The 11,659-nt window shown below is 38.5% G+C and carries 9 protein-coding genes and 1 pseudogene; 1 reads left to right on the forward strand and 9 read right to left on the reverse strand.

Features of this window, described 5'->3' with window-relative positions; genetic code table 11:
- Positions 1 to 115 precede the first annotated feature (115 nt).
- Positions 116 to 301, forward strand: a pseudogene (locus tag HMPREF2877_RS06800) (ISL3 family transposase); the annotation flags it as partial.
- A gap of 73 nt (positions 302 to 374) precedes the next feature.
- Here HMPREF2877_RS06800 and deoD read toward each other — a convergent pair.
- The 9 genes from deoD to HMPREF2877_RS06845 form a co-directional block, all read right to left on the reverse strand.
- The gene (deoD, locus tag HMPREF2877_RS06805; protein WP_004182452.1) at positions 375 to 1,085 is read right to left on the reverse strand and encodes a purine-nucleoside phosphorylase; all 711 of its coding nucleotides are present in this window, start codon (positions 1,083 to 1,085) and stop codon (positions 375 to 377) included.
- A 306-nt stretch (positions 1,086 to 1,391) separates the two neighbouring features.
- Positions 1,392 to 2,105, reverse strand: a complete 714-nt coding sequence (locus HMPREF2877_RS06810) for a type 1 glutamine amidotransferase (protein ID WP_045771611.1) — start codon at positions 2,103 to 2,105, stop codon at positions 1,392 to 1,394.
- Positions 2,102 to 3,349, reverse strand: coding sequence for a chloride channel protein (locus HMPREF2877_RS06815; RefSeq protein WP_004182450.1), 1,248 nt, complete (start codon positions 3,347 to 3,349; stop codon positions 2,102 to 2,104). The genes HMPREF2877_RS06810 and HMPREF2877_RS06815 overlap by 4 nt, the downstream gene beginning before the upstream one ends.
- A 3-nt stretch (positions 3,350 to 3,352) precedes the next feature.
- Positions 3,353 to 4,162: a purine-nucleoside phosphorylase gene (locus HMPREF2877_RS06820; protein WP_004182449.1), complete on the reverse strand. Its 810-nt coding sequence runs from the start codon at positions 4,160 to 4,162 to the stop codon at positions 3,353 to 3,355.
- An 18-nt stretch (positions 4,163 to 4,180) separates the two neighbouring features.
- Positions 4,181 to 4,726 (reverse strand): DUF1697 domain-containing protein, encoded by a 546-nt coding sequence (locus HMPREF2877_RS06825; RefSeq protein WP_004182448.1) that lies wholly within the window; start codon positions 4,724 to 4,726, stop codon positions 4,181 to 4,183.
- Position 4,727: 1 nt separating this feature from the next.
- Positions 4,728 to 5,939: a phosphopentomutase gene (locus HMPREF2877_RS06830; RefSeq protein WP_004182447.1), complete on the reverse strand. Its 1,212-nt coding sequence runs from the start codon at positions 5,937 to 5,939 to the stop codon at positions 4,728 to 4,730.
- 120 nt (positions 5,940 to 6,059) lie between these two features.
- Positions 6,060 to 6,740 (reverse strand): ribose-5-phosphate isomerase RpiA, encoded by a 681-nt coding sequence (gene rpiA, locus HMPREF2877_RS06835; protein WP_002884973.1) that lies wholly within the window; start codon positions 6,738 to 6,740, stop codon positions 6,060 to 6,062.
- 159 nt (positions 6,741 to 6,899) lie between these two features.
- The gene (locus HMPREF2877_RS06840) at positions 6,900 to 9,935 is read right to left on the reverse strand and encodes an LPXTG cell wall anchor domain-containing protein (protein ID WP_070579343.1); all 3,036 of its coding nucleotides are present in this window, start codon (positions 9,933 to 9,935) and stop codon (positions 6,900 to 6,902) included.
- 1,142 nt (positions 9,936 to 11,077) lie between these two features.
- Entirely contained in the window at positions 11,078 to 11,431 is a 354-nt protein-coding gene (locus tag HMPREF2877_RS06845) for a nucleoside-diphosphate kinase (RefSeq protein WP_013990520.1), read from the reverse strand.
- Positions 11,432 to 11,659: the final 228 nt, after the last annotated feature.

An 11,659-nucleotide genomic window follows, 5' to 3' on the forward strand; every position in this document is an offset into this window, starting at 1 on the left:
CTATAATTTCTGTAGTGGGTAAAACCACTGTAAAGATTATAAAGCTTTTTGAATGCAGACAAAAATCCCATAAGAGCTATAATGAAAAGCAACCAAACCATCATTAGGAAAACTTATGAGACTTATTAAGAACGCCACAAAATTAATCGGAACTAAAGACCCAAATATCATTATTTCACTCGTTTTTGAAACTGATACTCACATCAAGATTCATGCAAAACTCGATTATCCTGCACCATTATGCCCTTACCGCCAAGGAAGGATGATTAAATACGGATTTCAAAGAGCTTCTAAAATTCCTCATAGCTACTGGTCTTGTCTTAAAACCTAGACGGACTTGGCAAATGGTAAAAAAGGCTTTTGTCACTAATTCACTAGTCTGCAATTAGTGTTTCAAGACCAACTTTCATCATGTCAGTGAAAGTGTTTTGACGTTCCTCAGCTGTAGTGTCTTCATCTGGATTGACCAAACTATCAGAAATAGTCATGATGGCAAGAGCATCTACTTGGTGTTGAGCTGCAAGGTAATAAAGTGCTGCTGCTTCCATTTCAACAGCCTTCACTCCCCATTTACCAAGCTCAATGTTTTTTTCGAAATAATTTGAATAGAAAACATCAGATGACAAGACATTACCAACATGTGTTGTCATACCAAGGTCTTTGGCAATGTGGTAAGCCTTATCCAAGAGATCGAAACTTGCAATTTGTGGGAAATCGTATTGTGGCCAATCGTTACGGATAATGTTAGAGTTTGTCGCCGCGGCCTGTGCAAGAACTAACTCACGAACGTGAACATCCTCATTCAATGAACCAGCAGTACCCACACGAATCAATTTTTTAACACCATAGTCAACGACAAGCTCACGCGCATAAATAGAGATAGATGGCATCCCCATTCCTGTTCCCATTACTGAGACACGTTCACCTTTGTATGTTCCTGTGTAACCAAACATGTTACGAACCTCATTGAAACATACAGCATCTTCAAGGAAATTCTCAGCAATGAATTTCGCACGCAATGGATCCCCTGGAAGAAGAATTTTATCAGCAATCTCTCCTTGCTTAGCAGCAATATGAATAGACATAATATAAGATACCAAGGGCGTTAAAAAGGCAAAGTAAAAATAGGAAATCCGACAAAGATGCTTCGCATCTAGGAGGATTTATCTTTTTTACACAGCCTCTAGCCCGGGTTCAGTTTCAAACCCGAACTACCCTTCCTTTCTATTTTTTGATGGTAAAGAAGCAGACAGAAAACAAATGAAGATTATCTATTTTCCTAGCTTTCCGCTCGTGTTCAAATCAGAACACATGCTCTACCTTTCTTAATTTTTATTTTTAAATATTTTTCTACTATTATATAGTGGATAAATAACAACTTTAAAAGTGGATTAAGCTTGAGTCAATGAATCAAGGAAATCGTATAACTTTTTGTTCATTTCAGAATAATCGTTGGCACGCAATTGTTCAGGTGTTTGAACAAAAGGTAACTCTTTATTTTGCTTACGTAAATACTCTTCACCATCAGCAGCTATAAGTAAATCAATAGCTTTAGGATCAAACTCTAAGTGTGCCTGAAAGGCATAATGTTTAGGACTGAAGCGAACAATTTGGCGCGGACAACCTTGACTAGTAGCAAGAACAACTGCATTATAAGTCAATCCAGGCATATCACCATGCCAGTGGCCAGTGTTTAGGGTTTTGCCAAAACCTTTGACATGCTCATCCGCTAAACCTGCCTCAGTTAATGTTACAGGGAAAACACCAATCTCACGTTCTGGACTATGCTCGTAATTACCACCATAGGCAACAGATAAAAGTTGAGCACCTAGGCAAACCCCTACAATATAGATATCAGCAGCAATTGCCTTTTGCATAAATGCAATCTCAGCCTCTGGGTCATAATAAGGGAAGGCCTGACGATCCTCATCAGGTGACTGAGGGCCACCCATAACAATTAGAAAATCAATACCTTCAACGGTTTCAGGAAGAAGCTCTTCCTCATATACCTTGGTTGATGTGATATTATGCCCACGGTCTTGTGCCCATTTTAAATAGGCTCCTGGGACTTCAAACGTTTCGTGTAAGATAAAATGAATATTCATTGTTTTTTCTTCCATCTATTTTTTAATATCCTCGATAGTAGACTCGCTAAGATTAGTGGTACTGCTACCAGCCCTCCTTGACCAGTAAAACCTAGAACTAAGGCTATCCCAGTTAGAGGAGCATCTAAAGTTATTCCTAAAAATACGGTTGCACCGAGTAACATTCCTAGAGTAGGATTGAGTGATAAGCCAAAAATCTCAAGACAACTTGTCAATAAGAAACCCAATCCAGCACCTAAAGTAAAGGAAGGGGTTAGGGTTCCTCCATAAGAGCCTGCCCATAAAAGCAAACATACCACAAGTCCTTTGACGACAAGGATAAGAGGTAGGTATGCTGAAACCCCACCTGAAAATAACCATTGTGCTAGCACCTGACCATTTCCCATGATTAAAGGGTATAAAGCTGCAATCCCACCTAGTACTATATAAGATAGTGGCATGGTCCACAGAATGCGTTTATCAGTAATACGACTTTTGCTAGCCTTTTTAGCTAAGAAGCTAAACATCATCGCCAGCGGAGTTATCACTAATACAAGAACAATAACCTGAATCAGACTAGCAGGATCTGAGCTAACTTTACCGACTTGATACATTGCCTCCTTACCAACGATTGGGCGAGCACAATAAGCTGACAAGTAAGTTGTCACAAGAATGATAACAATGTTTTTTGATTTCCAAGCAACACCTAAGGTTTCCAGAACAAACAGTGTACTGGCAAAGGGGACTTGGTAAACCGCAGCTAAGCCAGCGCCTGCCCCGCAAGCAATTAACAATTGTCTATCAACAACATCCAAATGCAAGGCTTTGGAGAGACTACCACCAAATAGAGCGCCTAATTCTCGAGGCGCTCCTTCTTTACCAATTGAGGAACCAGCTCCAACGATTGCAACCTGCATCAAAGCATGTAGACTTTGGCCAAGAAAATTTGGACTCTTCTTACCAACGAGTTGCTTAGCCTTACTAATAGAAAGGAGGGACACTCGTCTCTGAAGGAAATACCAAAATAAACTAGCCAAAACACCTACTACAAGCAATACTGCAAATCGTCGAAAGGGACTTACAGAGTTAAACTGTGACAATAAATTCGATTTATCATTACCAAATACAAGAATTTGTATAAACTCCAAAAGGTAATGACAAAGGATGCCTACCAAACCTGAAGCAATACCGGTTCCAAAAACAGCTAAACTTAACCTAATAAACTTGGGTAATGACGTTATATGTTTTATTCCCCGAGCAATCATATTTTAGAGTTCAGCAAGAATCGCTTTTAGCAATCCTTTGAAATCTCCTTTGACACGCTCAGTCACTTCCACCACTTCTTCGTGGTTCAATTCTTCTTGGAAACCAGCCGCAAAGTTAGTAATACATGAGATACCAAGAACTTTCAAACCAGAGTGAGCTGCAACAATAACCTCAGGAACTGTAGACATCCCAACAGCATCTGCCCCTAGTGTCTTATAAGCACGGATTTCAGCTGGAGTTTCATAAGTTGGACCAGTCACACCGATATAAACACCATCATCCAATTTGATACCAAGTTTATCAGCCACTTTATGAGCGGTTTCACGGTATTCAGGTGTGTAAGCTTTAGACATATCAGGGAAACGTGGACCAAAATCATCCAAGTTTTCACCGATCAATGGGTTTTGACCAGTCATGTTAATGTGGTCAGTGATGGCCATCAAAGTACCAGGGCCAAAGCCGATACCACCTGCTGCATTGGTTACAACAACTCCTTCACATCCAAGAGCTTTCATAACACGTACAGGGAAAGTAACGACTTCGAGCGGATTTCCTTCATAAAAATGGAAACGCCCTTGAAGAGCCAAAACCTTACGTCCAGACAAAGTTCCGTAAACAAGTTTTCCAGCATGACCGACAACCGTTGATTGTCCCCAGTTTGGAATATCCGCATAATCAATAACAACTGCGTCTTCAACTTCTTCAGCCAACTCACCAAGTCCAGAACCCAAGATTAAACCGAACTCAGGTTTTTCAATTCCTTTGCTTTCCAAAAACGCTTGAGTAACTCTAATTTTTTCAAGTAACGACATGTTATTTCTCCCTAAATTTTATTTCATTCTTAAAAAATGACCAATTTTTGAAAAAGTTCTTGCATTTCGAATGGTTATATCAGGATAAAAATGTGTTTTCAATAACTTCTTATGATAAGCTGTTTGGCTATAAGTTGATTTATCATACTTTACCCAGTAGACACCAAGTTGACCAAAATGAAGTATTTCATCTTTCAACTCTAAAGAGTTAATAACCTTCTTCATTTCGTTCTTATCAAGTCTTTCAGTGAATAAGAGGACGTCTTTTCTATAGAAATCATCCTCCCACCACTTAGGTAATGAGGCCACTTCATTTTGATAATCTTCAAGAGTAAAAAGAGAAAATACCTTAATAAATGGATAAGCCTTATTTAGAAATTCCTCTAAAACTAAGAGGAGTTCCTCTTTCATCAAGGTAGAATCAAAGAAAAGATTTCCACTATTTATATAGGAAGAAACATGTGACATACCGAGTTCTTCTAATTCACGACAAAATTCCTCCATGACTACCTTGTGACGACCACCAACGTTTATCCCACGAACCAAAAATGCATAGCGCTTCATTTTAGATAAGTTTATCCAAGAAGCTTTCACCAATCATGGCTTTATCTACACCAAAGTTTTCAGCGACAGTTGCTGAGATGTCAGAGAAATGACCTACTGGAATAAGTCCATTTCCTTTGAATGATGGGCTATAAGCCAAGAAAGGAATATACTCACGAGTATGGTCTGTACCTGCATAAGTTGGATCATTTCCGTGGTCTGCTGTAATCATCAAGAGATCATCTTCACGCATAGCAGCAATGATTTCAGGCAAACGTTGGTCAAATTCGTGCAAGCAATCACGATATCCATGTGGGTCACGACGGTGTCCATAAAGAGCATCGAAGTCTACCAAGTTTGTGAATGAGAAACCATGTTTGAAGTCTTCAGAAGTCATAGCTTTAATCAAATTATCAATACCGTGACTATTTGATTTGTTGTGTCCCATATCATGGTTGATACCAGCTCCGTTGAAAATATCATTGATTTTACCAACGGCATAAGTATCGATACCAGCTTCATTCAATTTATCCAAAACAGTTGGTTCAAATGGTGAGACAGCCAAATCACGACGGTTAGATGTACGAGTGAAGTTTCCAGGCTCACCAACGTAAGGACGCGCAATGATACGCCCTAGAAGAGCTGGACGCTCAAGAGTAATTGAACGCGCATATTCACAAATACGATACAACTCATCCAAAGGGATAACGTCTTCGTGTGCAGCAATTTGAAGAACTGGGTCAGCTGAAGTGTAAATAATCAATTCACCAGTTTCCATTTGACGAGGTCCAAAGTCTTCAATAACAGCTGTACCTGAGTATGGTTTATTAGCTTCACGAATGACTTTACGGCCTGAGAATTCTTCAATTTTAGTGAGAATTTCTTCTGGGAATCCGTTCCAGAAAGTATCAAAAGGTTCAGTAATATTGAGACCCATGATTTCCCAGTGGCCAGTCATCGTATCTTTACCAAGAGACACTTCCTGCAATTTTGTTGCATAACCAGTTGGGTTGCTTTCTGCTGGTACTGTTTTCAAAGGTGTTTCACGAGGAATATTTCCTAGACCAAGCTTAGCCATATTTGGCACATTCAATCCTACAGATTTAGAGATGTGACCAAGGGTATCTGAAGCACCGTCTGGCACACCTGCATTGACAAAGTCATTGGCATCTGGAGCAGCACCAATTCCTACTGAATCAAGAACGACTAAATGCATTCGGTTAAATTTGGACATAATAACACCACAAAGAGCTAAAATCTTTTCGAAATTACCTCTTGCCTTTCTATATTATTTAATAGTTTGAAAATAATTAATTAGTTTTCCTCATTAAAAGTGAGGGGAATAAAAATCGGACTAGGCCTTAACTTCAACGACCTTAACACCGTCTTTTCCTGCAACGATGACTTTGTTAACCATGCCATTGAACAATCCATGATCAACAACCCCTGTCATAGCTTTTAGTTCTTCACCAAGAGCTACTGGATTTTCAATCTTACCTAAATCAAGATCGATGATATAGTTCTTCATGTCTGTAACAAAGCGGTCACCTTGCTCCGTAAGTCGGAATGATGGCTTATAACCCTTCGACTCAAAGACACGATACAGACGATCAGCACCATATTGAACCACTTCAACTGGTAATTTGAAAGCACCTAATTGATCAACCATTTTAGACTCATCAACCACCCAGATATATTCTTTTGTAGGTGTAGCGACAATTTTTTCCATCAAAAGGGCACCACCGCCACCTTTAATCCCGTTGAGTTGAGGGTCTACTTCGTCGGCTCCATCAACAGTAACATCAATACTGTCAATGTCATCCACTGCCTTCAAAGGAATGCCTAAGCCCTCAGCTTGTTTAGTGGTTTGACTTGATGTCGTTACACCAACAACACTAAGACCTTCTTCCTTAATACGACGGCCAATTTCCTCTACGAAGAAGTAAGCTGTTGACCCTGTACCGAGTCCAACAACCATTCCATCTTCAACATATTTGGCAGCGGTTACACCAGCGATTTTCTTAAGTTCTTCCATGCTCGTCTCCTTGCATCTTTCTATAATAGTCGTTCAAGACAATTATAACATGTTTCACCAGTAAATAGAAATGAAATGAGGGAGGAAAACCGAGCAAAAATAAAAACTAGATCCTAAATAGAATCTAGTTTTGATGGGGAACTAATTTAATAGCACCACTTAATCTTCTTTACGACGTTTGAAGAATCCTACAAAGGCTGCAAAAATCATTGAAAGAAGTCCAATCAATCCAGCATTGCTAGTGTGCTCACCAGTTTGTGGCAACTCAGCTTGAGGCACTACAGGAACTTCAGTATCTGGAGTTGGTGTAGTTGGTGGTGTCACTGGAGTTGGAGGAGTAACAGGTGTTGGTGGTGTTTGTGGAGTAGTCGGTGGAGTTGGTGGTACCACGTGAGACTCTCTCTCAACGACATAGTTCTTGTGCCATACAACACTTGGTTTTTCAGGAGTTTTAGGTTCTACTGGTTTAGCAGGAACTTCAACTACTTTTGGTGTTGGTGGCGTTGGTGCCGTTGGACCTGTTGGTGGTGTTGGTTCTTGTGGTTTACCAGGAACTTCAACCACTTTTGGTGTTGGTGGCGTTGGTGCCACTGGCTCTTTTGGAGGTGTTGGTGGTGTTGGTTCTTGTGGATTGATACCAACTGTTTTAACCACTGGTTTAACCGGTGCTGTTGGTGGTGTTGGTGCCTTAGGTTCTTCAGGTTTTTCACCTGGATTCTTAGGCAAACCAAGGTTAGAGTTGATTGCGAACCAATAAACTGTTGGTGCACCATCAGCATTTGCACCTTCAGCAGTAAATACCAAGTGACCATTAGTCATCTTGATACCTGCACCTCCATAGTAGAGGTAAGGTGAATCAGCGTTATCCCAACCTGTCAATTCTGATGTTGTCTCACCATTAAAGACTGCACCGTGGTCAATGTATTGGTTATCATTGACTGATGTTACTTCTTTAGTAGCAGCATCATAAGTAACTGATGATTTTGGAATAGCGATGAATTGGTTATCACCAATATTTACATATTCTTGGTGGCGTGTTGATTGGTATTTTTTCTTAGGTGTGAATGTAATCAAACCAGTTTCAGCAGAAACACTGTATGAACCAATAACATCATCTTTATCACCAAACGTATAATCTTGGTTACCAAGAGCGTGGCCATTACCACTACCTGAAGCATTAAGAGTTGTTACATCAGTTGGAATTTCACGTGAGACAACCCATTCTGAACCATTCCAGTCAGAGATAGGAACCACTACCTTAAGTGGGTTCTCATCTGAAACGTTAACAGTAGCTCCACCAAAATCTGCGTAACCAGATTTTGTAACAACTTCACCGTTTTGGATTGCCAAAGTAGAACCATCTGCGTAAGGATTGTAAGTACCGCGAACAGTATTACCATTAACGTCTTTCGCTTCTACTGTAAGTGGACGTGGGCGCTCAGATGTTTCAACATAAGCTGCACCGTTCCAGTGGTTAAGTGAGTTAAGTGCTACGATAGCATTACGCTCACTAAGGTTGAACATTTTACCATCTTTATCGTAAAACTCAACATCTACAGCTACTTTAACCGGTTTATCTTGATCAGTTGACGCTCCAACTGTCATAGTTACTGTTGGATCCTTACTGATTTTCGCGATACCTTTTCCGTCGTTTGATGGAAGGCTAACGATTTCGTAACGGTATACAACACGTTTGATTGCTGATGCTTCATTCTCAACAAGCATGCTTGATTGGTTCAAACCATCATAAGTAACAACAAATTTGTCACCTTCTTTAACTTGAATCCACTCGTCTTCAGTGTTTGTCCAAGGGCTATTTGAAACAATGTCAGATGCTTGTAACTTGTTAGAGTCATATTGGAAAACATTACTTGTGTTAAGACGCTCTTGTGCTTCTTTTGTCAAGTAGTTGCTTACACCTTCAACTTTGTGTGTCGCATCGTTTTCACGTTGGAAAGTCAATTCTTGAACAACTTCAGCATCTTTAAGGTTACGATATACAGGATCATTCATGTATTTATCGTAAGCTGTTTTAGCATCTTGGTATTGTTTAAGTGCTGTTTGGTAGACAGCTAATTTGTTTTGATACTCAAGGTACTCTAGGTCATATTTAGCTTTTTGCTCATTGTAGACAACCAAGGCTGCTTCGTACTTAGCTTTAGCATCTGCATTGTATTTTTCAATAGCTTGTTTTGTTTCAAGATCTGCTTCATAAGCTGTTTTCTTAGCGTTATAAAGTTCAAGATTCTTGTCATATGCTGCTTTTTCTACATCATATTTAGCTTTTGCTTCATTGTATGCTGCTAGCTCAGTTTGATATTTAGCTTCAGCTTCAGCGTTACGTTTTTCCGTAACAACTTTTTCAGCTACTTTATTATCATAGTTAGCTTTTTCAGCATTGTATTTGGCTTTATCGCTATTGTACTGAGCAAGAGCTGCTTCATAATCAGCTTTTGCTTGGTTATATGTTGCCAATTCTGCTTGGTATTTAGCTGCAGAAAGCGCATTTTCTTTATCAGCGGCTTCTTTTTCTGCTACCTTAGCATCATAAGTAACTTTCTTAGTCTTGTACTCTGAAAGAGCTGAGTCATAAGCTTGCTTAGCAATTTGGTATTGCTCTGAAGCTTTATCATAAGCTGTTTTTTCAGTATCATATTTAGCCTGAGCTTCAGCATTTGTTTTATCAGCAAGTGCTTTCTCAGCTAATTTTGCATCATAGTTTGCTTTTGCTTTATCATAGTCAGCTTTATCTGACTTGTATTGTTCTTTAGCCGCTTTATAATCAGAAACGACTGTATTGATTTTCTCTGCTTGTGCTTTATTATCTGCAGCAGCTGCTTCAACAGTTTCTTTGGTTTGAGCAGGTTCTTCCTTAACCTCAACCCCTTCGTTAGTTGCAGCTGTTTTTGCAGCTTCTAAGCTTGTATTTGTTACTTCACTCGTTGTAACAGTTGTGTTACCTTCCTCAGTAACGTTAACAACTTTCTTTTCAGTTGAATCTGCTACGGCAGAAGTGCTTTCTTCAACAGCATCTGTTGCTTCAACTGCTGGTGTTGCTGAATCTGTAGTTGTTGCAACTTCATCAGCGCTTGCATTTGAACCTCCTACTGCAAGAACTGCAGTCCCCAAAAGAACAGAAGCCGCACCAAGGCTAGACTTCCTGAGTGAATAACGTTGTAATTCCTTTTTCCCCATTTAAATTACGTCCTTCTATATTTAGTTATGCTCATATTCTAACAAAAGAAAGAACCATGTCAATTTGAGATATCTCATAAAAACACCCATTCCTTTAAACTCTATTAGATTCTTAAATTCAAATACTTTTTAATATCAAAGTATTTGATAGACAAAATCCTATTGTGAATAGTGTTGACATTACAAATAGAAGGTTTAATTTTATAATAGATAGATTGATTCGCTTTAATATTTTTATTGGAAAGATTATGAAAAAAATCAACTATAATTGTACTGACCTCCAAAAGTTAGACAGAAAAATCTAACTCTTGGAGTGTAGTTCAGAGCTTAGACTATTTATAATTATCACTTAAAGCTACTCATCCCTACGGGTAACTATACCAGTAGGTTACTCTTACACTTTTAAGCTCCCCCTAACTGATAAAATGCTTAGTTGTGGAGATATTGATTAACATGCACAAGACCCAACCTCATGTATTCTACACTCTTTTTGTTGCAAAATAAATGAAAGAGTTGACTAATAATTGCTCAGTACTTTTCATAAATAATTTGATATCTATATTTAGATGAAAGACTTTCAATTCCATTGTGACATTTTTTGACACATTACTAGAAGTTTTTTGAAATCACTAGCATGACTAGTGATTTTCAAGAAATAAAAAAATCCTAAAACCAAAGATTTTAGAAAGTCATGAGTTTTTATATCTTAGGCCAAAAACTTAGTAATGGAACTTCTTAAAGAACTGCTAACATTTATCACTAACAAATCATCGTTATTATTAGCGTTTTTTCCTACTTAATGTAGAATATCAAACAATATTGAAGTCTTAACAGTAACCGGTACCTTGATATTTACTATAGTACCTGAATCGTTCAAGTCATATACCAAAGTTTGCATTGTACCACAAACCTACGAAGAACAAATTAAGTACCACCATAAACAGCCAAGAAGTTAAATTTAACAACGATATCACCTACGAATTTTCGTAAAAATATCGAGTAGAATCGTTAGTGTCAAAAAGACAGTTGCTCACGTTTATTTAGACACATCAACTACGACAGCAAAAGTTATCGCTGTTGCTCATTCTACAACTCCTTTTAGTTAAAGTGTTTTAATTCAATAAACCAGCTTTAAATCCATCCTACTCACCAAACCAAATCTTGATTTCTCGAGCCGCAGATTCTTCTGAATCAGAGCCATGAACGATATTTAGAATCATATCACCATCTGGTGCGGTTGCAAAGTCTCCACGGATTGTTCCAGGAGCAGCATTGCCCGGATTAGTTGCTCCCATCATATCACGCCATGACTTGATAACACCTGAACCAGAAATAATACCAATAACAGATGGACCACTCATCATGAATTCTGCAATGCTAGGGAAAAAAGGTTTATCAACCAATTGAGCATAATGTTCTTTAAGACGTTCTTCGTCAAGTGTCAACATTTCCATTCGTTCAATAATGAAGCCACGACGTTCAATACGATCAATCACTTATCCCATCAAGTGTCGTTTTACAGCATCTGGTTTAATAATAAAAAATGTTTTTTGCATGTTCCCAACCTTCATTATTTTCTTTTCATTTTACCATAGGAAGTATCATTTTGCAGGCCAAAACCTTATATAGTCTTAAACTATACCCACAGAAAGAAAATAACTATTTTCAATTGAAATAAATAAAAAGTTTTATAGCTTGAATTGTCAAATTAAGTGCATACTTTC

The organism is Streptococcus sp. HMSC072D03 (assembly GCF_001812855.1).
Taxonomy (GTDB): domain Bacteria; phylum Bacillota; class Bacilli; order Lactobacillales; family Streptococcaceae; genus Streptococcus; species Streptococcus salivarius_D.

Bases quoted from the DNA above. Each gene is read 5' to 3' on its own strand.
- deoD (WP_004182452.1), bottom strand. From the start codon at position 1,085: ATGTCTATTCATATTGCTGCTAAGCAAGGAGAGATTGCTGATAAAATT.
- HMPREF2877_RS06810 (WP_045771611.1), bottom strand. From the start codon at position 2,105: ATGAATATTCATTTTATCTTACACGAAACGTTTGAAGTCCCAGGAGCC.
- HMPREF2877_RS06815 (WP_004182450.1), bottom strand. From the start codon at position 3,349: ATGATTGCTCGGGGAATAAAACATATAACGTCATTACCCAAGTTTATT.
- HMPREF2877_RS06820 (WP_004182449.1), bottom strand. From the start codon at position 4,162: ATGTCGTTACTTGAAAAAATTAGAGTTACTCAAGCGTTTTTGGAAAGC.
- HMPREF2877_RS06825 (WP_004182448.1), bottom strand. From the start codon at position 4,726: ATGAAGCGCTATGCATTTTTGGTTCGTGGGATAAACGTTGGTGGTCGT.
- HMPREF2877_RS06830 (WP_004182447.1), bottom strand. From the start codon at position 5,939: ATGTCCAAATTTAACCGAATGCATTTAGTCGTTCTTGATTCAGTAGGA.
- rpiA (WP_002884973.1), bottom strand. From the start codon at position 6,740: ATGGAAGAACTTAAGAAAATCGCTGGTGTAACCGCTGCCAAATATGTT.
- HMPREF2877_RS06840 (WP_070579343.1), bottom strand. From the start codon at position 9,935: ATGGGGAAAAAGGAATTACAACGTTATTCACTCAGGAAGTCTAGCCTT.